The following is a 24581-nucleotide window of genomic DNA, read 5'->3' as shown; positions in this document are numbered from 1 at the left end:
GCCTGCTGTTGCGCGGTTCGACGCGATTTACCCTGGCGTGGACGAGGTTGAGTGCCGATTCCATCCAGTGGCGCAGCGCGCCTGAGAAGCGGCGCGGCCGGCCGCCGTTTTTTTAATCCTGCTTTAAGCCTGCGGTTGCATAGTCGGCAGTGGCTCATTCCGTGAGCCGCACGATGGCTTCAATGTCGATTCGATCAGTATCGTTTGATGGAGATACCAAGATGCGATTCCGTTCGTCCATGGCGGCGGGCGCACTGGCGCTGATGCCGGTGTTCGCGATAGCCGGGCAGGCCGACGCCGCCCCCGCCGCACAGCCGATGTTCGTCAATGTCAACGGGCAGGCCGTGCCCGTGAAAGCCGAGACCCGCACGGTGCAGACCGCCGTCGGTCCGATGAAGGTCAGCACGTGGAGCTGGCGCAGCCCGCACGGTGGCGCGAGCTTCGAGATGCAGACCGCCACGTCGTCGGGCGGCATGCCGCCGGAGGCCGCGATGCGGCAGATGCAGGCCGCCCGGTATCAGATGCAGGCCGCCCAGGCGCAGATGATCGCGATGCAGCAGCAGATGATCGCGCTCCAGCACATCGCGCTCGCCAACGCATTCGCGATGCCGATGTCGCAGCCGGTCGGGTTCGCGGTGCCGGCGTGGGCGATGCCCGAACCGGTCGTCGTGATCGTGCCGGCCCGGCCGGCAGCACGATCGGCCGCACCCACCGTACCGAACGCACCGGCCGTTCCGGCCACACGCGGGCCGGAAATCAAGGCCTGACGCGTTTCGCGTCGCCCGGGCCGCGAGGCTCGCATCGCAACCGCCGGCACATGCCGGCGGTTTTTTATTGCGCGTCACGCGCCGCGCACCCGCCCTCCGTACTTTCCACCGATTGACACGGCTCCCCGCCTTCGCCCTATACTCCCCGCAGCGCCACAAATTGTTGAACAATCCAACATCGAAATTGACGCCTGACCGGCCACCACAAAGGAATTCGGCCGGATATCCGCATCTGCCAACCCCGTCCGAGAGCACCGTGCCATGTCGAACTATCCCGCCGCCTACCAGGTCACCAAAGGCTCCGTCCTGAACGTCGACAAATCCTTTTATTCCGCGATCGCGCAGCGCCAGGACGCGCGCCGGCGCATCGAGTCGCATGTCGTGCCGATCCGCAGCGGATTCGCGTGGACGGTGCCGGCCGGCCACGTGTTTCGCATCGTCACGCTGGAAGGCCCGCAGGTCGCCGACTTCAACATGTGGAACCTCCACAATCCGCGCGAACGCATGTGGGCGTCGCGCACGCGCCAGCTGCAGGCCGCGCACGTGACGACCTTCGACCGCCTGTGGTCGACGCTGCCGTATCTGCGGCCGATGGCGACGATCACCGACGATACGCTCGCCGACTACGGCGTCGACAGCGACGGCGGCCGCGTGCACGACCTGCTCGGCACGCGCTGCGACCCGTACGTGAACAAGCTGCTGACCGGCGAGGATTTCCACTTCCACTGCCATTCGAACCTCGTGCGCGCGGTCGCGCCGTACGGGCTGACCGAATTCGACGTGCACGACGTGCTCAACGTGTTCCAGTGCACGGGCCTGAACGACGACGACAAGTACTTCATGAAAGCCTGCCCCGCGAAACCGGGCGACTATCTCGAGTTCTTCGCGGAAATCGACCTGCTGTGCGCGATGTCGACGTGCCCGGGCGGCGACCTGTCGGTGCCGATGTGGGGCCCCGACGCGCGCGATCCGATCGACGTGTGCCGGCCGCTCGGCGTCGAGATCTACCAGCTCGACGCGACGCTGCTCGAAGGCTGGTCGTCGCCGCCCGTCGCGCCGTATCGCGGCCAGCACGGGATGCAGCCGCCGCGCGCCGACTGGCAGCACGACGGAAACGCATGACAAAGCCCGTAGAATGACGCAACGCCGCCGGCCGGCCACGCCGGCGGCGCACGATCAGGACAGGAGCGAACGAACAGCATGGCAAGCGAAAAAGCGAGAGGACAATCGGTCGCCGACCGGATCAGCCATCAACTGCGCGAGCACATCATCAGCGGCAAGCTGCCGCCCGGCACCGCGCTGATCGAAATGGACCTCGCGGCCGAATACGACACGTCACGCAACTCGCTTCGCGAAGTCCTGCATCAGCTCGGCCGCGAAGGGCTCGTCACGTTCGTGCGGCACAAGGGCGTCGTCGTGCGCACGCTTAATCGCCAGGACGTGCGCGATCTTTATGTCGCGCGCCGCACGCTCGAACTGCATGCGCTGAACACGGCCGAACTCGCGCAGCCGCCGCTGCTCGAGAAAATGCAGTCGGCGATCCGCGCGGCCGAGCGCGAACTCGCGAAGGAGAACTGGCAGGCGGTCGGCACGCACAGCCTGCGCTTTCACCAGCATATCGTCGCGCTGCAGAAGTCCGCGCTGCTCGACGAATTCTTCCGCACGATCTCCGCGCAGCTGCGTCTCGTGTTCGCGTCCGATCCCGACGAGAAACGCGTGCAGACGCCCGACTGGATCCAGCGCGAATACCAGATCTACGATCTGCTCACGCAAAATCGCCGCAGCGAGGCCGTCACCACGCTCGCACGCTATCTCGACGATTCCGAGCGGATGCTCGTCGAAGCGATCAAGCGCAGCCACCGCGACGCGGCCTGAACGCCGCGTTGGCTGCCGCCCGCATGCCGCCCGCCGCATGGGCACGGCGCGCGGGCCGAGGGTCGCCGTTCGTCAGGCATCCTCGCCGGCCGGCAGCGCATAGCTGCCGTCTTCGCGGTGCGTCTCGCGCCCGGTCAGCGGCGGGTTGAACACGCAGACGAGGTGCAGGTCGCCGCGCGTCGCGCGCAGGATGTGCGGATCGTTCAGGTTCAGCGCGTAGATCGTGCCGGGCGCGATGCGATGCACGGTGCCGGTCGCCGTGTCGACGACTTCCCCTTCGCCCGCCACGCAGTAGTTGGTCTCGAAATGGTTCTTGTAGTGCAGATGCAGTTCCGCACCTTCATGCACGCGCGTCTCGTGAACCGAGTAGCCGACGCCGTCCTGCTTGACGATCATCCGCTTGCTGTCCCAGCCGGGGCCGTGCGCGTGGCGTTCGGTATGGGCGATATCGGCCGATCTTACGACAATCATGAGTACCTCTGAGTAATCAAGATGAAAAATGGCAAGGCCGTCCTTGCCGCCGGAAAACGGATCATTCGGCATCGGCGAGCGCGCGTTCGACGAGCGCCGCCGCGTCGAGCAACCGCGTGTCGCCGCCGCGACGCCCCGTCATCAGCAGCCCGATCGGCCGCTTGCGCCGCCGGTCGCCCGGCACGCTGATGCTCGGCAGGTCGAGCCGGTTCGCGAATTCGGTCAGCCGGAACGCACGCGCATTCTGCGCGAGATACACGGCTTCGTCGGCGAGATCGGCGATGCGCGGCGGCAACATCGGCACCGTCGGCGTCAGCACCGCGTCCGCGTCGCCAAGCGCCGCGTCGTATGCGCGGGCCAGCTCGTTCAGCCGCAGCAAGGCCGCCGCATAGTCGTGCGCGCGCACCTGCTCGCCCGCCGCGATGCGCGGGCCGACGAGCGGATCGTAGCGATCCGCGTCCGTGGCGAGCCGCGCGCGATGCAGCATGAACGCCTCGGCCGCGATGATGCCGCCCGCGCGCGCCACCGCGCCGGCCTCGGCCGCGCAGTCGAGCCGCTTGCGCTCGATTCGTGCGCCGTGCGCGGACAGCCGCGACAGCCACGCGTCGAACGCCTGCGCGACCTCCGGATCGACGTCGTCGGTCGCGAATCGCTCGGGAACGATGAAATGCAGGTCCTTCACGACAGCCGGCGCCGGCCGACGCTCCGTTCGACCGTGCAGCGCCGCGTCGACCTGCCGGCACAGATCGGCGGTCGCGGCCAGCAGGCCGGGCACGTCGAAGCTGGTCGACAGGAAACGCATGCCTGCGTCCGCATAGCGTCCGCGCGACGGCTTGAAACCAGCCACGCCGCAGAACGCCGCCGGAATGCGCGCCGACCCGCTCGTATCCGAGCCGAGCGACAGGTCGGCCGCGCCGAGCGCCACCGACACCGCCGCGCCCGAACTCGAACCGCCTGCCACGCGCTCGCGCCGCGCATCGAGCGGCGTCGCGGGCGTGCCGTATGCGCGGTTCACGCCGAGCGCGCCGTACGCGAACTCGGTCATCGCGGTCTGCGCGACCAGCACCGCGCCCGCGCGGCGCAGCGCCGCCACCAGCGCTGAATCGGCCGACGCGGGCGGCGCATCGGCCAGCACGCGCGAGCCGGCGTGCGTGACCCAGCCTTCGCAGTCGAAGCAGGCCTTGACGGTCAGCGCGAGGCCGGCCAGCGGTGCCGGGCGGCCCGTCGCGGCATCCGATGCGCGCGCGTCGGCCAGTGCCGCCGCGTCGCGGCGTGCGAGCCACGCGAGGCCGATGTCGTCGGGATGCGCATCGGCGCGCGCGAGACAGGCACGCATATGGTCGACGCACGTCTGTTCGTCCGCCTCGTGCGGCGAGAAATCGGTCGCGTTCATTCGTCTTCCCCGTCGCGCGTCATGCGAAGTGAACATGGCGCAGGAAATCCTTCACGCGTGCATCGGCACTACCGCGAATCCGCTCGGGCGGCACGTCGTAGAGGATTCGGCCGTTTTCCATGAAGACGATCCGGTCCGACACCTTGAACGCGAAGTTCATCTCGTGCGTGACGATGATCATCGTCATGCCCTCCTTCGCCAGCGTCTCGACCACCTTCAGCACTTCGCCGACGAGTTCCGGATCGAGCGCCGACGTCGGTTCGTCGAACAGCATGATCGACGGCCGCGTCGCGAGCGCACGCGCAATCGCGACGCGCTGCTGCTGGCCGCCCGACAACTGGTGCGGATACTTGTTCGCATGCTCGAGCATCCCGACCTTCGACAGCAGCGACAGCGCCTGCAGCCGGATCGCATCGGTATCGGCCTGCCGGTGATAGCACGGCGCCATCATCACGTTCTGCAGCGCGGTGCGATGCGGGAACAGGTTGAAGCTCTGGAACACCATGCCGATGTCGAGGATGCGGTCGTGCGGCACGCGCGGCGGATGCGAGCCCGCCGCCCGAATGAACGGCGCGCCGTACAGGTCGATCTCGCCCGCGTTCACCGGCGCGAGGCCGTTGATGGTGCGGATCAGCGAGGTCTTGCCGGACCCCGACGGGCCGATGATCGACACGACCTGGCCGGGCGCGACGTCGAGATGGATGTCCTTCAGCACTTCGTGACGGCCGTAGCGCTGCTGCACGCCCTTGATCCGCAGCGCGAATTCGGCGTTCGTGCGCGGGCGCGGCGCAACGGCCGGCGCCGACAACGGCAGCGTCAAGTTCGCGGGGCTGGCCTGCGCTGGCGTGCGGCGGCTGACGTCGAGATGTCGTTCGAGATAGGCGAGCAGGCGGCTGAACACCGTGACGATCAGCACGTAATAGAACGCGACGGCCAGCATCGTTTCGAACACGAGGAAATTCTGCGTGTACAGCCGCTGCCCGACGAGCAGGATCTCGGCGAGCGAGATCACCGACACCAGCGAGGTCAGCTTCACGATCGTGATGAACTCGTTCGCGAGCGCCGGCAGCGCGATGCGGATCGCCTGCGGCATCACGATCATCCGCTGGATCCCGGTGAAGCGGATGCCGAGCGCGCGGCCGGCTTCGAGCTGTCCGCGCGGCACCGACAGGATTCCGCCGCGATGGATTTCCGCGAAATACGCGGTCTCGCTCAGCACCATCGCGATCAGGCCGGCCGTGAACGGGTCGGACAGCACCGCACTGGTCGCCGGAAACACCTGCGGCAGGTTGTAGATGAACACGAGCAGCACGAGCAGCGGCAGGCTGCGAAAGAACCAGATGTAGACGGCCGCGACCCGTTTCAGCGCTGCGTGATGCGACTGCCTCGCCAGCGCAACCGGAAAGCCGAGCAACACGCCGAGCAGCCACGCAGACACGCTGAGCTTGACCACGACGACGCAGGCGCGCCAGAAATCCTTGTCCCACAACAGCTGCAACGCGTAGTGCCAATCGAACTGCATCGAAGACTCCTCAACCGGAATGATGAAGCGGCCGCGCGGCGCGCATTGGGGCGGACCCTTGCGCCGGCGCGGCGCAGTCGTCACGTCGCTGCGATTACTTCGCGGTACCGAGCGCAGTCGCAACGTCGGCCGGCGTCGGCTCCTGCAACCCGTATTTCTTCACGAGGCTGCCGTACTCGCCGCTGCGCTTCGCATCGTCGAGCGCGCCTTCCAGCGCGTGCTGCAAGCCGCCGTCGCCCTTCGTCACGCCCAGGCCGATCACGATCGGATACAGCAGCGCGGTCGAGCTGAGCTCGATGCGTCCGTTCGTCTGCTTCGGAATGCCCTGCGCGACGGCCGCGTCCTCGATCTGCACGTCGACCGCCTTCGACATCAGCGCGGACGTCGCTTCCGGCGAGGTCGGAAACTCGAGGATCGCGATCTCGCCGCGCCCGGCCGCCTTGCACGCGTCGTCCGACACCGCGCGCAGCTTCGGCGTCCACGATGCGCCCTTGATCGTGCCGACCCGCTTGCCGCACAGGTCCTGCGGCGTTTTCGGCCGATACGCGCTGCCCTTCGCGACCAGCAGCGACGCGCCCGTCTTCAGGTACGGCACGAAGTCGACCTGCTTCACGCGGTCGGGCGTCACGTACAGCGCCGACGCGACGACGTCGAAGCGGCGCGCCTTCATCCCGAGGATCAGGTCGGGAAAGCGCGTGTCGAGAAACACCGGCTCGAGCTTCAGATGACTCGCCAGCATGCGCGAGAACTCGGCGTCGAAGCCGGCCGGCTTGCCGCCGTCGAGATACGCGTACGGCGGATACGTGAGATCGGAGCCGATCAGCAGCGTGCCCGGCTTCACCGTCTGCAGCGGCGCCGCCGCCGCGAGCGAGCATGCACAAGCCAGCGGCACGAGCGCGCCGCGGAGGAAACGTCGAAACGAAGACTGACCGGACATGGCGTGGCTCCTGAGGTTTTTCGGCACTCGCGCGGAAAAACCGCACCGCCTCCCGCGCACCGCCACATGCGGCTTCACGGGATTTTCGACCGAAAATTGTTGAACAATTTCGGCCGATTCTGACCAGTTCAAATTGAAATCTGAATCCGGGTTTACGCGGGAATTCGCGCGAACGGCTGGGCGCGGTCGCGCGCAGGACGCGGTTTTCGGGAGACAAAAAAAACGGCGATCCGGGCGGATCGCCGATGCGATGCGGTGCGGGTGCGCCGTCTACCGGCGCGATGCGGCCAACACGAAGGGACAGCCGGTGAATGGCGTTCTTCGTCAGTACTGCGCCTGGTCGGTCGGATTCCTGAACAGCTGCTTCATCTCCGGCGACAGCGGATAGTTGAGGCTCACGCCCTTCGGCGGGATCGGCTGCATGAACCAGCGGTCGTACAGCTTCTCGGAGTCGCCCGACGTCTGCAGCTTCGCGATCACGCCGTCGACGACGCGCTTGAACGCCGGGTCGTCCCTGCGCATCATGCAGGCATAGTTTTCGTGGACGAGCGGCGTGCCCGTCACCGTGTAGGCGCCCGGATTGCGGTCCTTCGCGATCTCGCCGTACAGCAGCGGCTCGTCCATCACGAACGCGACCGCGCGTCCCGTCGTGACGTTCATGAACGCTTCGGCATGGTCCTTCGCGCTGATGATCGTCATGTTCATCCCCTTCTCCTCGTTGAGCTTGCGCAGCAGGCGCTCGTCCGACGTGCCGGCCGTCGTCGCGACGGTCTTGCCCGCGAGATCCGCGAAATCCTTCACGCCCGAATCCTTGCGCGTGCTGAAACGAATGCCGTACAGGAAGATGCTGTTCGAGAACGCGGCCTGCTTCTGCCGTTCGAGCGTGTTCGTCGTCGATCCGCATTCGAAGTCGATCGTGCCGTTCTGCAGCAGCGGAATGCGGTTCTGCGACGTGATCGGAATCTCCTTCACCGCGAGCCCCGGCTGGTTCAGCTCGGTCTTCAGCTGCTCGATGATGCGCGCCGCGATGTCGCGCGAGTAGCCGATGTTCTTCTGCTGATTGTCCGAATACGAGAACGGCACCGACGATTCGCGGATGCCCAGCGACACGACGCCCGTGTCCTTGATCTTCTTCAGCGTGCCGGTGAGCGCCTGCGCGTGCGCGGCGCCCGCCAGCGCGCAGGACAGTGCGACTGCCAGCCAGCGAAAGCGGCGATCCATGCTTTTCTCCTGAAGAAACGTTGATCGAATCGCGATCCTACGCCCGACAAAATTCGCGTCGCATCAGGGAAAGCGTAAGGAACCTTCCAGCGCCGCTGCCCGCGCGCCGCGCTTTTCCGTGCCGCGAAACGCGTTCGCGCCACGCGTTTTGCCCGGCCGGTCGCGTGCGTCCATGGCCGCGCGTCTCTGCCATTCGTTCCAAACATGCGTTCGTGCTGCGGCGCGGCAACGTAATCGTTTGCGCGGCCCGGTCTATTTCTCCGCCAATCCCCTCAAGAAGGCGTCGCGGCGGCCGTTACCCACAGCATGGCGCGTCGCAGCAACCTCGCCGCTACCGTCAGACAAAACGACAGGTCCGGTTTCGGCCGGACCCACGCCCATCGCCGGCACGACGACTATCCACGAGGATCGAACTCCACCATGAGCGCCAAACGTTTCAACTTCGCCTCGGCCCGCGCCCGCCATGCGCACATGCTCGCCGGCGTGCTGTCCGCCGCCGTCCTGCTGCCGCTCTCCGGTTGCGGCGGCGGAGGCGGCGACGGCAGCAGCCCGTCTTCGTCCAACGCCTCGCCCGCGCCGACGCCGGCGCCGACGACCCCGACGACACCGCCCGCCTCGTCCGGCAGCAATGCGTGCGCGACACAGCAGGCGGCCGTGCAGATGGCGGCGCAGACCGTCGCGCCGACCGAGCCGCCGATCGATCATCTGATCGTCAGGCTGAAGACGTCGACCGCCACGCACGCGATGGCGGCCGTCGACACCGCATCGCGATTCGACGCGGTGATCCAGCGCTCGATGACGCGCTGGAGCGCGCCGACCGCGACCGCGCGCGCATACGCGAGCGGCGTCGCGCCCGCGGCGCTGAACGTGCAGGTCGAGCGCACCGTGTCGAACGGCGCGGCCGTGCTGTCGCTCGGCCAGCGCATTGCGGCCACCGACGCGACCGCGCTCGCGCAGGCGTTCGCGGCCGACGCCGACGTCGACTACGCGGAACCGGATCATCCGATGAAGGTGCGCGACACGCCGAGCGATCCGGACTACAGCCAGCAGTGGTACCTGTCCGACCCGACCGCCGGCATCGACATGCCGCCCGCGTGGAACGTCACCAAGGGTTCGCCGGCCGTCGTCACGGCCGTGCTCGACACCGGTTATCGCCCGCACGCCGACCTCAAGGACAATCTGCTGCCCGGCTACAGCTTCATCTCCAGCGCGAGCACCAGCAACAACGGCCTGACGCGCGGCCCCGACGCGAGCGACCCGGGCGACTGGGTCACGCAGCAGGAAATCGACAATGCGAGCGGACCGTTCTATCACTGCGCGGCCGAGCCGAACGCGAGCACCTGGCACGGCACGCGCGTGATGGGCGTGGTCGGCGCCAACGCCAACAACGGCATCGGCATCGCCGGCGTATCGTGGCTCGGCCGGATCCTGCCGGTGCGCGTGCTCGGCAAGTGCGGCGGCACCACCAGCGACATCGCCGACGCGATGCGCTGGGCGGCCGGCATTCCCGTCAACGGTGTGCCGAACAATCCGACGCCCGCGAAGGTCATCAACCTGAGTCTCGGCGGCGTCGGCGCATGCAGCACGACGTTCCAGCAGGCGATCGACGACGTGACCGCGAAAGGCGTGACCGTGGTCGTCGCAGCCGGCAACGACGGCCTGTCGACCGGACAGGACCAGCCCGCGAACTGCCGCGGCGTGATCAGCGTCGGCGCCACCGACGCGACCGGCCGTCGCGCATCGTTCAGCAACTTCGGCACCGACGTGTCGCTCAGCGCGCCGGGCGTCAATATTCTGTCGACGTCGAACGCGGGCACGACGACGCCCGGCGCCGACACCTACGACACCGACAACGGCACGAGCTTCGCGACGCCGCAGGTGGCCGGTGTCGCCGCGCTGATGCTCACGGTGAACGGCAACCTCACGCCCGCGCAAATCCAGCAGAAGCTGCAAGGCGGCACGCGTGCGGCGAAACTGGCAGCCGGCACCGCATGCACCGCGCTGCCGGCAGGCTCGGGCATTCTCGACGCAGGCTCGGCGGTCGCATCGGCGTCGCAGTAACGCGAAGCGCAATACTGCCGCGCGCACGTCGACCGGCGTGCGTGCGGCGGCTCGCACCACGCCGAGCGCATGAAGCGCATCTGCACCGACAAAAGGCTTGACGCTTCGCACGACGACCCCTTACCATCGCCCCCGTCTGATTATCTGGAGTGTTCTGTGAACACCGATGCGAGTTGTAGTTGGTGCTCGACCAACTTGACTGCTGCCTGAGGAAAACGCGCAGAGCCTCGTCTTCTGCCGCATCCCGGGAAGCAGGATGCGGCGTCCTTTCGGCCTGAACAGGCCGGATTCCCGCCGAATTTTCGATATTGCCGAACGACACGCGATGGCCTTCGCACGCGTGCGTTCGTGCTGCGCGCAGCGCCAGCTGCGTGCATGTTCCGTTCGCGTGCCGTCCGGCCGCGCGCCGCGTTGCGCGCGCGCCGTCTGCCCGCGCCGTCGATCCGCAACCGACAGGAGTACCGATGAACCCAGACGACAGTAGTCGATTACCGCTCGCCGGTGCGACGCTGCGCATCGATCGTCCGACCGCACGGCGCGCGCCGGCGAGCCCGCCCAACTTCACCGATCCACAGCCGACCGCGCGCGACGCGACGCGGCGGGGAGCGTGCGTGCGTCGATAACGTCGCGGCCGCTCCCGCTCGCCGACTCGCGTGCCAGGAGCGACCCATGACACAACGCAATACTTCGCACAAGAAACAACGCGGCTTCATCAAGACCGGCGCCGGGCAGCAGCACGAACCGCGCCTGATGCGCGCCGCGCAGGAAGCGGCCCGCCCGCTCGACGACACGCTGAAATCGCTGCACACCAGCACGCGCGGCCTCACCTGCGAGCAGGCCGCCGACCGCCTGCTGCGCGACGGCCCGAACGAGATCGCACACGACAAGCCGCCGCACTGGTCGCGCCAGTTGCTGATGTCGTTCCACAACCCGTTCGTCTACGTGCTGCTGGTGCTTGCCGCGATCAGCTTCTGCACCGACGTCTACTTTGCGGCGCCCGACGATCGCGACTATGTCGGCATCACGATCCTGCTGACGATGGTCACGATCAGCGCACTGCTGCGCTTCGTGCAGGAATTCCGTTCGCTGCGCGCGGCCGAGAAGCTGAAGGCGATGGTCCGCACCACGGCCACCGTGCAGCGCGCGGCGACCGACACGGCCGAGCCGGCGCGCCGCGAAGTGCCGATGCGCGAGGTCGTGGCCGGCGACATCGTGCATCTGTCGGCCGGCGACATGATCCCCGCCGACGTGCGCCTGCTGTCGTCGCGCGACCTGTTCATCAGCCAGGCCGTGCTGACCGGCGAAGCGCTGCCCGTCGAGAAGTACGACACGCTCGGTGCGGTCGCCGGCAAATCCGCGAACACGCGCGCGGCCGGCGCGGCGAACGACGCATCGGCTTCGCTGCTCGATCTCGAGAACGTGTGCTTCATGGGCACCAACGTCGTCAGCGGCACTGCGACGGCCGTCGTCGTCGCGACGGGCGAGGACACCTACTTCGGCTCGCTCGCGCGCAACGTCGTGAGCCACAAGCGCGTCGAGACGAGTTTCGACCGCGGCGTGTCGAGCGTGAGCTGGCTGCTGATCCGGTTCATGTTCGTGATGGTGCCGGTCGTGTTCCTGATCAACGGCCTGACCAAGGGCGACTGGCTGAGCGCGCTCACGTTCGCGCTCGCGGTGGCCGTCGGCCTCACGCCGGAGATGCTGCCGATGATCGTCAGCGCGAACCTCGCGCGCGGCGCGGTCGCGATGGCGCGCCGCAAGGTCGTCGTCAAGCGCCTGAACTCGGTGCAGAACTTCGGCGCGATGGACGTGCTCTGCACCGACAAGACCGGCACGCTGACGCAGGACCGGATCATCCTCGAACACCATCTCGACCTGTCCGGTCACCGCAACGAGGAGATACTGCGCCTCGGCTGGCTGAACAGCTTCCACCAGAGCGGCCAGAAGAACCTGATCGACATCGCGATCGTCGCGCGCGCCGACGAAATCGGCGAGCGTGCGAAGCCGCACGGCTACCGAAAGATCGACGAACTGCCGTTCGACTTCGTACGGCGCCGCCTGTCGGTCGTCGTCGAGGATGCGCGCGGCGCGCACCTGCTGATCTGCAAGGGCGCGGTCGAGGAAATGCTCGCGGTGTCCACGCACGTGCAGGACCAGGACGGCGTGCACCCGCTCGACTTCGTCGCGCGCAAGCGGCTGCTCGAACAGGCGAACGCGTACAACGAGGACGGTTTCCGCGTGCTCGTGCTCGCGACGCGCACGATCGCGCGCGGCGACGAACGCGAGCAGTACCGCACCGCCGACGAGCGCGACCTCGTCGTGCGCGGCTTCCTGACCTTCCTCGATCCGCCGAAGGAGTCGGCCGCGCCGGCGCTCGCCGCGCTGCGCGAGAACGGTGTCGCCGTGAAGGTGCTGACCGGCGACAACCCGACCGTCACGCTCAAGGTCTGCCGCCAGGTCGGCCTCGAACCGGGCAAGCCGATGCTCGGCACGGACATCGAAGCGCTCGACGACGCGACGCTCGCGCGGGTCGTCGAGCGCACGACCGTGTTCGCGAAACTCACGCCGCTGCAGAAGGCGCGCATCGTCAAGGCGCTGCAGGCGAACGGCCACACGGTCGGCTTCCTCGGCGACGGCATCAACGACGCGCCCGCGCTGCGCGACGCCGACGTCGGCATCTCGGTCGACAGCGGCGCCGACATCGCGAAGGAAACCGCCGACATCATCCTGCTCGAAAAGAGCCTGATGGTGCTCGAGGAAGGCGTGATCAAGGGCCGCGAGACGTTCGGCAACATCCTCAAGTACCTGAACATGACCGCCAGCTCGAACTTCGGCAACGTGTTCTCGGTGCTGGTCGCCAGCGCGTTCCTGCCGTGGGAGCCGATGCTCGCGACGCAGCTGCTGGTGCTGAACCTGATCTACGACACGTCGCAGATGCTGCTGCCGTGGGACCGGATGGACCCCGAGTTCCTGAAGCAGCCGCGCAAGTGGGAAGCCGGCAACATCGGTCGCTTCATGCTGTGGGTCGGGCCGACGTCGTCGGTGTTCGACATCACGACCTACCTGCTGATGTGGTCGGTGTTCGGCGCGGGCGCGCTGTATCACCTGCACGGCGGCTCGGGCGGCCAGGTCGTGATGAATTCGGGCTGGTTCATCGAGAGCCTCGTGTCGCAGACGCTCGTCGTGCATCTGCTGCGCACGCAGAAAATCCCGTTCCTGCAGAGCACGGCATCGCTGCCGGTGCTGCTGTCGACGTTCACGGCGATCGCGATCGGCTGCTGGCTGCCGTTCTCGCCGTTCGCGGACGCGCTCGGCTTCATGCACCTGCCGGGCAGCTATTGGCTGTGGCTCGCTGCGACGATGGTCGGCTACATCCTGCTCGCGCAGATCGTCAAGACGATCTACGTGCGACGCTACCGGCAGTGGTTCTGAGCGCCTGCGCCGAACCCGCGCTCGTTCGGCGATGGCCGGCGTGACCGCGCGGCAGTGACGCGCCGGCATCGCGGATCGGAACATCGCAGCGTCGACACGACGACGGGCCGCCTCGGCGGCCCGTTTTCTTCAGCGTGCGTCGTTCGCGCCGAACAGCTGCGCGCACACCGCGCGCCCTTCGTCGGTCAGCGCGGCGCTGCCGGTGCCGTCCTCGTTCAGCGTCGTCGCGGTAAGGCCGGCCGCATCGAGCTGCGTCAGCACGCGGCGCAGCGTGCTCATCGGCAACTGCGTGCGCTTCGCGATCTTCGGCAGCGACCACGGCTTGCCGGCCGGATCGGCCGCGGCGTCGTTCAGGGTCGCGAGCGTCGCAACGAGTGCGGGGTCGAGCGGGGATTCGTCGGATTCGGGAGTCGTCATGGCTTCGGGTTTCGGCAGGACCGGGACATCGTCCGGCGGGCGGCTGCGCACCGTGCGCCGGTCGCGGACACTATACCGTGTCGTTCACGCGCGAGCGCCCTGCGTTTTCAGTGCGGCGCGCATGAAGGTCACGAAACGCGCCGTGACCGGATCGTCGCGGCCGGACAGCCACGCAAGCCCGACGCGCCACTTCGCATCCTTGCCGCCGAGCGGCAGCACCGTCGCATCGCGCAGCAGGTATTGCGCGCGCGACGGAATGAACGCGACGCCAACGCCGGCCGCGACCGACGTCAGCACCGACTGCACGTCCTCCGCCTGCTGCGTCACGTGCGGCACGAACCGGCGTTCGACGCACCAGCGGTCGATCTGCGCGGCGAGGCCCGGGCCGCGTGCGCGCTGCAGCGCGATGAAGCCGAGCGCGTTGAGCGCGTCGAGATCGGCCGGCACGCGCGTGAGGCCGAGATGCGGCGGCACCGCCAGCGCCAGCCCTTCGTCGATCACCTTGAACGACGACAGTCCTTGGTCGGACGGCAGGCGCAGGAAGCCGGCGTCGAGCTTGCCTGCGCGCAGCCGGCGCGTCTGCTCGGCAGACGACAGGTCGCTCAGCGTGACCGCGATGCCCGGATTCAGCCGGCGAAACTCCGCGACGAGCCGCGGCACCAGTGTCAGCACCGACAGGCAGATGCCGAGCCGCAGATGCCCGCGCTGGCCGCTGGTCGCTTCGCGTGCGCGCGCGAGGATCTCGTCCGCGTCGCGCACCAGCGCCTGCGCGTCGGGCAGGAAGCGCTCGCCGAACGGCGTCAGCTCCGCGCCATGCCGCCCGCGCTCGAACAGCTTGCCGCCGAGGCTGGCCTCGAGCGCGCCGATCTGCTTGCTCAGCGCCGGCTGGCTCATGTGCAGCGCATCGGCCGCCCGGCTGAAATGGCACAGCTCGGTGACGGTCAGAAACGTTCTCAGCAGCTTCAGTTCCATTCTCGAAGGGAATCGAAACGATCAAAATATTCATTTTACTGATTGAATTGCGTGACGTTCAATACGGGCATGCCCTTTCCGGAACTACCCGCCATGTCGCTGGATCCCGTATGTGAATGCCCGGCCGAGACGTCGTGCGCCGCCGTCGCGGCGACCGATACGCCTGCGCCAAAACGCCGCACCGCACGCGCAGGGCGTGCCGACGGCCGCCCCCGCTTCCGCTTCGGCGACGCGATCGACGCGATGAACGACGCGCCGCCACGCCCCGTCACCGGTTCGATCGCGATCAGCTTCGCGGTCGTGTCGCGGCGAAACTGGCCACGCTGAAGCGGGCCGCGCGATCGCCCCACGATCGCGTCGCACTCCTCCGCATCGCGCGGGCGTTGGCCCGCATTGAGCCGCCCTCCTGATCCGCACGACAGTAAAAACGCCCGAAATCCGCGAAATATCGCATCTTTTCCCGCTTTTCATCGTCATCGCCGCGCGATCGACCGTATAATTTTCCGCACCCCTGACCGCTCAACCATGCCACGCTGCCTCGTCGCGCGTGAAAAGGAGACTTTCGCTTGACCGGCCTCATCGCGCGCCTGCCTCTCGCCCGGACCACCCTGCTCGTCGCGCTGTCGATCGTGATGCTTGCGTTCGCAACGAACGCATCGTCCGCGCAGCGCCACCCGCCCCAGCGCGCCGCGCATGCCGAGCCGCACGCGAAGGCTGCCAAGAAAACCGTCAAGAAGAAACCTGCCCAGCGCAGGAAAAAAGCCGTCAAGCATCGCCGCCCGCGCGTGAAGCACCATGCGGTCAAGCGCCACGCGGCACCGGCGCCGCAGCAGCGTCGCGCGAAGCGCACCACGGCGGCCCGCCCGCATCCCGCCGCGAAACCGCGCCTGCTCGCGAGCTGCGGCTACAACCCGCGTGCGGTCAGGTCGCTCCATTCGCGCGCCGCTTACGTACTCGACGTCGATTCCGGCACGCCGCTGCTGGCCCGGAACTCGCGCACGGTGCGGCCGATCGCGTCGATCTCGAAACTGATGACGGCGGTCGTCGCGCGCGATGCCGATCGGCCGCTGAACGGCGTGCTGCGCGTCACCGCGCACGATCGCGACACGATCAAGTTCACCGGTTCGCGCTTGCAGGTCGGCTCGGAACTGTCGCGCCGCGACATGTTCCATATCGCGCTGATGTCGTCGGAGAACCGCGCGGCCGCCGCGCTGAGCCGCGACTATCCGGGCGGCCGTACCGCGTTCGTCAAGGCGATGAATCGCGAGGCACGCCGGCTTGGCATGCGCCACACGCATTTCAGGGAGCCGACCGGGCTGTCGCCGCACAACGTGTCGACGGCCGAGGATCTCGCGCGGCTCGTCGGCGCGGCCGCCCAGGATCCGCTGATCCGCTACTTCTCGACCGACACGTCCACCACCGTGCGCCCCGGCGACGGCGAGCTGCTGTATGTGAATTCCGATCCGCTGGTCCGCTATCGCCGCCTGCCGATCCGCCTGCAGAAAACCGGCTTCATCAACGAATCGGGGCACGGCGTCGTGATGCGCATGCGCGTGAAGGGTCGCCGCACGACCGTCGTGCTGCTCGGTGCGCCGACGCGCGCCGGCGTATCGAGCGATGCGATCAAGATCCATCGCTGGCTGGCCTGCTCGATCCAGTAGACGCGCAGGCGGCCGGCGCATTTGCCGTAGGGAGCAATGCGATGCCGGACGAATACCGCTTCAACGCATTCGGACGCCGTCTCGCCGTCGTCCGCCGAAACGACGGCTGGGCCGTGTTCGATCTCGGCGTCGAAGGCAAGCGACGGCCGGCCGACCTGCATATTCCGCCTGCGCTCGCCGCCGACGAACTCGCGCAGTATCTCGGCGATCTGCTGCACGAAGCCGCAACACCGAGAAACAGCGAGGTCGTGCCGCTCGCGCCACCCGGTCGCGGCGGCGAATCCTGCTGAACGCGTCGCGCGGCTTACACCCTGCCGCTGCAATCGTCAGCAGATCGGCGTCTGCCCGCCGCCCGACCGCTCCGATCCCTGAACCCACCCGTCCACCACACGCTTTCGTCGCGACGCGCATCCGTCTCCACTACCCAAATCGACAGCTAAACTTGCAAGTTTAACTGTCTTGCCCTAAGATCCGCCCCATGAATGCCGCCCGCAAACCGAACCTCGCCGCCGACGCCAACGCCGTCGCCACCGACCTGACCCTCGCCGTCGGCCAACTGATCCGCCGGCTGCGCTCCGAAGTCGCATCCGACGGGCTCGGCATGTCGCAGACGAGTGCGCTGGCGCGGCTCGAATCGAACGGCCCGATGACAACCGCCGATCTCGCCCGCGCCGAGTCGATGAAGCCGCAATCGATGAAGGCGATCCTTGCGAGCCTCGAAGAGGAAGGCCTCGTCGAACGCGAGCCGCACCCGACCGACGGTCGCCAGATCCTGTTCCTGCCGACCGCGGCCGGCCTCGACGCGCGCCGCAAGCGCAGCGCCGCGAAGCACCGCTGGCTCGGCGCCGCGATCGAGCAACTCGATCCCGAAGAAATCCGCACGCTCGCCGCCGCAATCCCGCTGATCCGGCGGATCGGCGACAAGTGAGCCCCGCGCGCAGCAACGCCGCCTCGTCCGTCCGCGCGCCCGTCCCGTCCACCGTCCGTTCCATGGAGTCCCCATCATGAGCGCAACCCGTCTCGACACAAACACGGCGCTGGTCGTCATCGACCTGCAGAAAGGCATCGTCGCACTGCCCACCGCGCATCCGGTCGGCGGCGTGATCGAGCGCACCCGCGAACTGCTCGACGCATTCCGCAGCCGCGGCCTGCCGGTCGTGCTCGTCAACGTCGCGGGCGGCGCACCGGGCCGCACGCAGCAGCAGGTTCGCCTCGACGCGCTGCCGGCCGACTGGACCGAACTCGTCGCCGAGCTGGACCGGCAGCCCGGCGACCATCTGGTCACGAAAAAGACCTGGGGCGCGTTCACCGGCACCGATCTCGACGCGCACCTGAAAACGGCCGGCGTCACGCAGATCGTGCTGGCCGGCGTCGCGACCAGCATCGGCGTCGAATCGACCGCGCGGCAGGCATACGAACTCGGCTACAACGTGACGCTCGCCGTCGATGCGATGACCGACCTGAACGCGGACGCCCACGCGAACAGCGTCGAGCGCCTGTTCCCGCGCCTCGGCGAGACCGGTTCGGCGCAGGACATCGTCGCGCTGCTCGACCGGCGCGGCGCGTGAGCGACGAACGGCCGCAACCGGTGCCGGCCCGCGCGGCCGGCGGGCTCGATCCGTCGATCTGGAAGGTCAGCGCGGTCGCGATGCTCGGCTCGCTGCTGTCGCAGCTCGACGCGACGATCGTCAACGTGTCGCTGTCGAGCCTCGCGACGGACTTGCACACCAGCCTGTCGACGATCCAGTGGGTGACGAGCGGCTACCTGCTCGCGCTGACGCTGGTGCTGCCGCTGAACGGCTGGCTCGTCGACCGGATCGGCGCGAAGGCGCTGTACCTGTGGTGCTTCTCAGCATTCACGCTGAGTTCCGCGCTGTGCGGGCTCGCGTGGTCCGCGCCGTCGCTGATCGCGTTTCGCGTGCTGCAAGGCATGAGCGGCGGACTGCTCGCGCCCATGGCGCAGATGATGATCGCGCGCGTCGCGGGCCAGCAGATGGCGCGCGTGATCGGCTATGCAGCCGTGCCCGTGCTGCTCGCGCCGATCCTCGGCCCGGTCGTCGCCGGCGCGATCCTGCAGCACACGTCGTGGCGCTGGCTGTTTCTGGTGAACCTGCCGGTCGGCGTGCTGGCGCTCGCGCTGGCCGCCTGGTTCCTGCCCGGCGATCGCGAAGAGACGCAGCGGCGGGAACTCGACTGGGTCGGGCTTTCGCTGTTGTCGCCGGGGCTCGTGCTGTTCCTGTACGGCGTCGAGCGCATCGGCGAAGTGCTCGGCATCGCGGCGCTCGCCGGCGCGGCGCTGCTGCTGGCTGCCTTCCTGCGGGTCGAAACGCGCAAGGGCGATCGGGCGCTGCTCGATCTCGCGCTGTTTCGCGGCAAGGTGTTCGGCGCGGCGGCCTCGACGCAGTTCCTGTCGAACGGCGCGCTGTTCGCCGGCCAGATGCTGATCCCGGTGTTCCTGATCCAGGCGTGCGGCCGCTCGCCCGGCGAGATGGGCTGGCTGCTCGCGCCGATGGGCCTCGGCATGCTCGTCACCTATCCGTCGATGGGTGCGCTGACCGGCCGGTTCGGCGTACGGCGGCTGGCCGCGGCCGGTGCGATGCTCGCGCTGCTCGCGACGCTGCCGTTCGTGTATCTCGCGCTGCACGGCTACGATCCCGTCGTGCTGGTGCCCGCGCTGTTCCTGCGCGGGATGGGCCAGAGCGCGATCGGCGCGCCGTCGATTACGGCCGCTTATGCATCGGTCGAACGCCGCGACCTGCCGATGGCGACCACCTCGCTCAATATCGTGCAACGCCTCGGCGGCCCGACGTTTACGACGCTCTGCACGCTGTTTCTCGCGTGGCGGCTGCAGGCCGATCACGCAGCGGGCGGCAGCGCGCACGGGACCGCTTATGCCTGGGCGTTCGGCCTGCTGTGCATGCTGCACGCGTCGAGTTTCGTTACCGCGCTTCGCTTGCCGTTGTGGTCGGCCGGCGCGGGCGGGCGTCGCGCGGCACCGGCGTCAAGCGGCTCGCGCTGAACGCGCCGGCCGCGCCGCAACCGAACTGGCCCGTCACCTGCGCAACGGCTTCGCGCGCCTGCGCGCGGCCGCCTAGCGCCGCTACGCGCTACACGACGCCCGGCTCCTGCGGCGCGGACTTCACGCCGGCAGCCTCCAGCGCCTGGTGCAGCGTCGGGAAGATGCATGATTCGCCGACCACGTCGGTGATGCGGTGACGATCCATGTCCGCATGCAGGTAGCGGTTGACGCGCCCGAACAGCACGCCGATGCGCCGCGCATGCAGGCCGCGGACGAGATCGGTCAGCGTCCGCGCGGCCGAATAGTCGAGATCGGTGATTGCGCCCGCGTCGACGACGAACCAGCGCAGCGGCACCGGCGCCGCGTCGACGAGTTCGCTCACCTCGGCCGCAAACCGGTGGTCGTTCGCGAAGAACAGGTCGGAGCCGAACCGGTAGACGATCAGCCCGGGCGCGGTCATCGCGCCGGGCCGCGCGGGCACCGGCAGCCAGCGTCCGTTGCCGGCGACGGGCTCGAGCACCATCGTATGCGGCTGATAGCTGTGGCGCACATGCCGCATCAGCGACAGCGCGACCGCAAGCAGGATGCCGTGTTCGACGCCGACCGTCACGACGGCCGCGGCCGTCACCAGTGCGAGCGTGAATTCGCCGGGGCTTTCGCTGCGGATCGCGGCGAGGCTGCGCACGTTGATCAGCCCCAGCGCGATCGTCAACACGATGCCGGCCAGCACCGCGTGCGGCAGATACTGCAGCATCGGGCTCAGGAACAGCAGCACGATCGCCACGACGGCCGCGAACGCGAGATGTCCGACCTGGCTGCGCACGCCCGCGCCGTCGGCCATCGCGGTCTGTGTCGGGCTGCCGTTGACGACGAACGCGCCGCCGACCGCAGCCGCCGCATTCGCGGCCGCGAGCCCGAGGATGTCGGCGTTGGTGTCGACCTCCTCGCCGTACTGCTGCGCGAACACGCGCGCCGCCGCCGCGCTCTGCGCGATGATCATCACGAAGCACGACGCGGCGACCGGCACGAGATCGAGAAACTGCTGCCATGTGACGGACGGCCAGCGCAGCGGCGGCAGCCCGCCGGCGACGGGGCCGAGCACCGCGATGCCGCGCGCGGAAAAGCCGAACGCATGGCTCGCCGCGATGCTGCCCGCGACCGCGATCATCGGCATCGGGAAGCGCGGCGCGAAGCGCTTGCAGACCAGGATCGCGACGACCACCAGCGCGGCGAGCGCGAACGTCGGCCGATGCAGCTGCGCGAGATGCGTGACGACATAGTCGAACTGCGCGACGCTGCGCGAAGCCGGATACGGCACGGCCAGCCCGAGCATGTCGCCGAGCATCGCGATCGACACCTGCACGCCGACGCCCGCGAGAAACCCCACCAGCACCGTACGCGACAGGAAATCGGCGAGAAAGCCGAGCTTGAAGATGCGCGCGAGCAGCAGCATCGCGGCAGTCAGCAGCGCGACCATGCCGGCCAGCGCCGCATAGTCGGCGCTGCCGGCCGGCGCCATCGACGACAGGCGACTCGCGAAAATGGTCGCGGTCGCCGAATCGGCGGCGACCACCAGGTGACGCGACGCGCCGAAGATCGCGAACGCGACGAGCGGCAGGAACACCGTGTAAAGGCCCGTGACGGCCGGCATCCCGGCGATGCGCGCGTAGCCGAGCACTTGCGGAATATCCATCGAGGCGAGCGAGCAGCCTGCGAAGATGTCGCGAATCGCCGCCGTGCGGCGGACCGGAAGAACCCCTTTCAGCAGGCGTACGCCCGGCGACGGGTTTGCATTGGTATCTGGCATGCGTGGTGAAGATGGGCGAAGTCGTTCGCGCATCGTGCCCCGTGCAGGCATCGGATGGCAAGTGCGGCGGTGCATCGCGCGCTGACTCGCCGTCACTGCATGTGCGCGGAACCCGATGGCACAATCGCTGTCCCTTTCAGGTGCCCTTCATCGGGCACGCGCCGCATCGCGGCGCCGATTCAACGCACAAGAAGGATCCCGCCTGCCCTTATGACCCTGCACGAAACCTGGTTTGCGCCGCTCGTCGGCACCCTCGTCCTGCTCGCCGCCGCCGGCGCCATCACCGCGGCCGTCCACTTCCTGCTGTTTCGCGTCGTTGCGCGGCTCGCGCGGCTGTCGGCCACGCGCGTCGACGACGCGCTGTTCGAGTTCGGCGCGTTCAAATGGCTGAACCGCATCGTCCCGTTCGTCGTGATCAAGCTCGGGCTCGGCGCGGTGCCCGGCATTCCGGACGCCGCCGCGCTGGCTGCCGACAAGGTGCTGTTCGCGCTGATCGTGTTCCTCGTCACGATGACGATCAGCGCGACGCTGTCCGCGCTGGAGCACACCTACCGCTCGAGCCGGCGCGACCAGCCGCGCCTGTCGCTGAAAGGCGCGATGCAGCTCGTCAAGCTCGTGATGTTCATCACCGCCGCGCTGGTCGTGATCGGCGATGCGACCGGCAAGCAGATCGGCCTGCTGCTGTCGGGCATCGGCGCGATGTCGGCGGTGCTGATGCTGATCTTCAAGGACACGCTGCTCGGCCTCGTCGCGGGCGTGCAGCTGTCGTCGAACGACATGCTGCGGATCGGCGACTGGATTACGATGCCGTCGGCCGGCGCGGACGGTACCGTGATCGACATCACGCTGAACACCGTCAAGGTCGCGAACTTCGATCACACGATCATCACCGTGCCGACCTGGAAGCTGATCACCGAGAGCTACCAGAACTGGCGCGGGATGACCGAAGCGGGCGGCCGCCGCATCAAGCGCGCGCTGTTCATCGACGCGACCAGCGTGCGCTTTCTCGGCAACGACGAAATCGAACGGCTCGAACGCCTGACGTTGCTGAAGGATTACCTCGAGGACAAGGTCGACGCGATCGCGCAGTGGAACGGCGCGCTCGGCAGCGCCGGCGATTGCCCGGCCAATCGCCGCCAGCTGACGAACCTCGGCACGTTCCGCGCATACGTCGCGAACTATCTGCAGTGGCATCCGCGGATCCGCCGCGACATGACCTGCATGGCCCGGCAACTGCCGCTCACCGCCGAGGGCATTCCGCTCGAACTGTACTGCTTCACCGACACGACGACGTGGGTCGACTACGAGACCATCCAGGCCGACCTGTTCGACCATCTGATTGCGGTGCTGCCGGAGTTCGGGCTGCGCGTGTACCAGCATCCGTCGGGATTCGACATGCGGCAGATGACGGCGGCGGTGCCGCGTGCGGATGCAGCGCCGCTCGGGGCGGAAGGCATGCACGCGAAGTGATTCGTGGCGGGGGTGCGGAAGGCGTTGCATCGACGCTCCGCATCGAGCGCGTGTACGCAGCCGATCGCGTTGACGCGGGGAGGCATGACTCATCGGCAACGGCCGGCCGCACCGCTCACCCGGCCGCGCACTCCGCCGCGAGCCGCCCCACCACTTTCAGCGCGTCCTCGATCTGCCGCGACCACGGATAGCTGTAGTTGAGCCGGATGAAGTGCCGGTAATCGCCGCTCGCCGAGAACATGTGCCCGGGCCCGACCGTGATCCGCTGCGCGAGCGCGAGCCCGTACAGCTTCATCGCATCGACCTGCCGCGGCAGCTCGACCCACAGCACGTAGCCGCCCTGCGGCTGCGACAGCCGCGTGCCCTCCGGAAAGAACCGCCGCACCATCGCGCTCATCAGGCTCGCCTGCTGCGCATACTGCTTGCGCATCCGCCGCAGATGGAAATCGTAGCCGTCGTGTTTCAGGTATTCGGCGATCGCCAGTTGCTCGATCGCGGGCGTCGCGAGCGTGTTCAGGAATTTCAGCTTCTCGACCTGGTCGCGATAGCGGCCCGGCATCGCCCAGCCGATCCGGTAGCGCGGCGACAGGCTCTTCGTGAACGACGCGCAGTGCAGCACGAGCCCGTCGCGGTCGAACGACTTCAGCGCGCTCGGTGTCGCGTCGCCGTAGTGCAGCTCGTGATAGACGTCGCTCTCGATCGCCGGCACGCGGTGCTTCGCGAGCAGTTCGACGAGCGCATGCTTGCGCGCATCGGACATCTGGAAGCCGAGCGGATTCTGGAAGTTCGGCATCACCATGCACGCGGCGATGCGCTCGCGTTCGAGGATCCGTTCGAGCGCGTCGAGATCGATGCCGTCGACCGGATGCGTCGCGACTTCGAGCGCGCGCATGCCCAGCCGCTCGATCGCGTGCAGCATCGCGTAGAACGTCGGCGATTCGACCGCGATCGTGTCGCCCGGCTTCGCGACCGCCTGCAGGCACAGGTTGATCGCCTCGGTCGCGCCGATCGTCATCACGATCTCGCCGGGCTCGACCGCGATCCCGCGCTCGGCATAGCGGCGCGCGATCTGGCGAATCAGTTCGAGGTTGCCGGGCGGCAGGTCGTCGATCACGCCCCAGCGCGTGCGGCGGCGCCCGATCGTCTGCGCGTAGCGCGCGAGCTTCTGCACCGGAAACTGCGACGCGTCGGGATACGGCGAGCCGAGCGGCACCGCGTCGTCGCGCGCGATCGAGCGCAGCGTCGACAGCACGAGCCGGCTCACATCCACCGCCGACGGCTCGGCGGCCGGCGCCGACACGTGCAGTTCGGCGCCGGCCGGCGCCGCCGTCCGCGCGCGCACGAAATAGCCGGACTGCGGCCGGCTTTCGATCAGGCCGCGACTTTCCAGCACGAGATACGCGCGCAGCACGGTCGTCACGCTGAGCTGCTGCTGCCGGCTCGCCTGACGCACCGACGGAATCCGCTCGCCGGGCCGGTACACGCCGCGCTCGATCTGCGCGTGAAGCTCGTCGGCCAGTTGTTCGTAACGCTTCACGCGCCTCCCCTTCAAATTC

General features: G+C 68.2%; 21 protein-coding genes. 12 read left to right on the top strand and 9 right to left on the bottom strand.

Annotation, left to right across the window (positions count from 1 at the left end; all coding sequences use genetic code 11):
- Positions 1-221: 221 nt before the first annotated feature.
- From BST28156_RS09350 to BST28156_RS09340, 3 genes are all read left to right on the top strand, one after another.
- The gene (locus BST28156_RS09350; RefSeq protein ID WP_060237308.1) at positions 222-767 is read left to right on the top strand and encodes a hypothetical protein; all 546 of its coding nucleotides are present in this window, start codon (positions 222-224) and stop codon (positions 765-767) included.
- A gap of 261 nt (positions 768-1028) precedes the next feature.
- Entirely contained in the window at positions 1029-1889 is an 861-nt protein-coding gene (locus BST28156_RS09345; protein ID WP_060237305.1) for an urea carboxylase-associated family protein, read from the top strand.
- Between the two features lie 78 nt (positions 1890-1967).
- Positions 1968-2642 (top strand): GntR family transcriptional regulator, encoded by a 675-nt coding sequence (locus BST28156_RS09340; protein ID WP_060237301.1) that lies wholly within the window; start codon positions 1968-1970, stop codon positions 2640-2642.
- A gap of 72 nt (positions 2643-2714) precedes the next feature.
- Here BST28156_RS09340 and BST28156_RS09335 read toward each other — a convergent pair whose 3' ends face one another.
- The 5 genes from BST28156_RS09335 to BST28156_RS09315 all read right to left on the bottom strand — a co-directional run bounded on the left by BST28156_RS09335 (position 2715) and on the right by BST28156_RS09315 (position 8186).
- On the bottom strand, positions 2715-3113 hold the full coding sequence (locus tag BST28156_RS09335; protein WP_060237298.1) for an ectoine synthase: 399 nt from the start codon (positions 3111-3113) through the stop codon (positions 2715-2717).
- A gap of 61 nt (positions 3114-3174) precedes the next feature.
- Positions 3175-4506, bottom strand: a complete 1332-nt coding sequence (locus BST28156_RS09330; protein ID WP_174902035.1) for an amidase family protein — start codon at positions 4504-4506, stop codon at positions 3175-3177.
- Positions 4507-4525: 19 nt separating this feature from the next.
- Entirely contained in the window at positions 4526-6028 is a 1503-nt protein-coding gene (locus BST28156_RS09325; protein ID WP_174902034.1) for an amino acid ABC transporter permease/ATP-binding protein, read from the bottom strand.
- A gap of 94 nt (positions 6029-6122) precedes the next feature.
- Positions 6123-6965, bottom strand: coding sequence for an ABC transporter substrate-binding protein (locus BST28156_RS09320; protein ID WP_060237291.1), 843 nt, complete (start codon positions 6963-6965; stop codon positions 6123-6125).
- Between the two features lie 324 nt (positions 6966-7289).
- Positions 7290-8186 carry a glutamate/aspartate ABC transporter substrate-binding protein gene (locus tag BST28156_RS09315; RefSeq protein ID WP_174902033.1) on the bottom strand — a complete coding sequence of 299 codons (897 nt, stop codon included), beginning with the start codon at positions 8184-8186 and terminating at the stop codon, positions 7290-7292.
- A 420-nt stretch (positions 8187-8606) separates the two neighbouring features.
- Here BST28156_RS09315 and BST28156_RS09310 point away from each other — a divergent pair, with 420 nt between their 5' ends.
- A complete protein-coding gene (locus tag BST28156_RS09310; RefSeq protein ID WP_174902032.1) occupies positions 8607-10247 on the top strand; it encodes a S8 family peptidase in 1641 nt (546 codons plus the stop codon).
- Positions 10248-10916: 669 nt separating this feature from the next.
- Entirely contained in the window at positions 10917-13679 is a 2763-nt protein-coding gene (gene mgtA, locus BST28156_RS09305; protein ID WP_174902031.1) for a magnesium-translocating P-type ATPase, read from the top strand.
- A gap of 129 nt (positions 13680-13808) precedes the next feature.
- Here the strand turns inward: mgtA and BST28156_RS09300 are convergent, their stop codons facing one another.
- Positions 13809-14096, bottom strand: coding sequence for an Rrf2 family transcriptional regulator (locus tag BST28156_RS09300; RefSeq protein WP_174902030.1), 288 nt, complete (start codon positions 14094-14096; stop codon positions 13809-13811).
- Positions 14097-14180: 84 nt separating this feature from the next.
- On the bottom strand, positions 14181-15068 hold the full coding sequence (locus BST28156_RS09295; protein WP_174902029.1) for a LysR family transcriptional regulator: 888 nt from the start codon (positions 15066-15068) through the stop codon (positions 14181-14183).
- Between the two features lie 51 nt (positions 15069-15119).
- On the opposite strand from BST28156_RS09295, the gene BST28156_RS09290 reads away from it, so the two are divergent.
- From BST28156_RS09290 to BST28156_RS09265, 6 genes are all read left to right on the top strand, one after another.
- The gene (locus BST28156_RS09290) at positions 15120-15395 is read left to right on the top strand and encodes a hypothetical protein (protein WP_174902028.1); all 276 of its coding nucleotides are present in this window, start codon (positions 15120-15122) and stop codon (positions 15393-15395) included.
- A 239-nt stretch (positions 15396-15634) separates the two neighbouring features.
- On the top strand, positions 15635-16729 hold the full coding sequence (locus tag BST28156_RS09285) for a serine hydrolase family protein (RefSeq protein WP_174902027.1): 1095 nt from the start codon (positions 15635-15637) through the stop codon (positions 16727-16729).
- 41 nt (positions 16730-16770) lie between these two features.
- Positions 16771-17019 (top strand): DUF7661 family protein, encoded by a 249-nt coding sequence (locus BST28156_RS09280; protein ID WP_060237264.1) that lies wholly within the window; start codon positions 16771-16773, stop codon positions 17017-17019.
- A 188-nt stretch (positions 17020-17207) separates the two neighbouring features.
- Positions 17208-17657 carry a MarR family winged helix-turn-helix transcriptional regulator gene (locus BST28156_RS09275; RefSeq protein ID WP_174902026.1) on the top strand — a complete coding sequence of 150 codons (450 nt, stop codon included), beginning with the start codon at positions 17208-17210 and terminating at the stop codon, positions 17655-17657.
- Positions 17658-17733: 76 nt separating this feature from the next.
- On the top strand, positions 17734-18297 hold the full coding sequence (locus BST28156_RS09270; RefSeq protein WP_174902025.1) for an isochorismatase family protein: 564 nt from the start codon (positions 17734-17736) through the stop codon (positions 18295-18297).
- Positions 18294-19748: a DHA2 family efflux MFS transporter permease subunit gene (locus BST28156_RS09265; protein WP_174902024.1), complete on the top strand. Its 1455-nt coding sequence runs from the start codon at positions 18294-18296 to the stop codon at positions 19746-19748. Before BST28156_RS09270 ends, BST28156_RS09265 begins: the two co-directional genes overlap by 4 nt.
- Positions 19749-19836: 88 nt before the next feature.
- On the opposite strand, the gene BST28156_RS09260 is transcribed toward BST28156_RS09265, so the two are convergent.
- The gene (locus tag BST28156_RS09260; protein ID WP_174902023.1) at positions 19837-21555 is read right to left on the bottom strand and encodes a SulP family inorganic anion transporter; all 1719 of its coding nucleotides are present in this window, start codon (positions 21553-21555) and stop codon (positions 19837-19839) included.
- Positions 21556-21765: 210 nt separating this feature from the next.
- Here BST28156_RS09260 and BST28156_RS09255 point away from each other — a divergent pair, with 210 nt between their 5' ends.
- A complete protein-coding gene (locus BST28156_RS09255; RefSeq protein WP_174902022.1) occupies positions 21766-23025 on the top strand; it encodes a mechanosensitive ion channel family protein in 1260 nt (419 codons plus the stop codon).
- A 115-nt stretch (positions 23026-23140) separates the two neighbouring features.
- Here the strand turns inward: BST28156_RS09255 and BST28156_RS09250 are convergent, their stop codons facing one another.
- A complete protein-coding gene (locus BST28156_RS09250; RefSeq protein WP_060237246.1) occupies positions 23141-24562 on the bottom strand; it encodes an aminotransferase-like domain-containing protein in 1422 nt (473 codons plus the stop codon).
- Positions 24563-24581: the final 19 nt, after the last annotated feature.

This window comes from Burkholderia pseudomultivorans, from assembly GCF_902499075.1.
Lineage (GTDB): Bacteria > Pseudomonadota > Gammaproteobacteria > Burkholderiales > Burkholderiaceae > Burkholderia > Burkholderia pseudomultivorans.
Note: the sequence above shows the minus strand (reverse complement) of the source record. Positions and strands in the feature narration are given on the sequence as shown.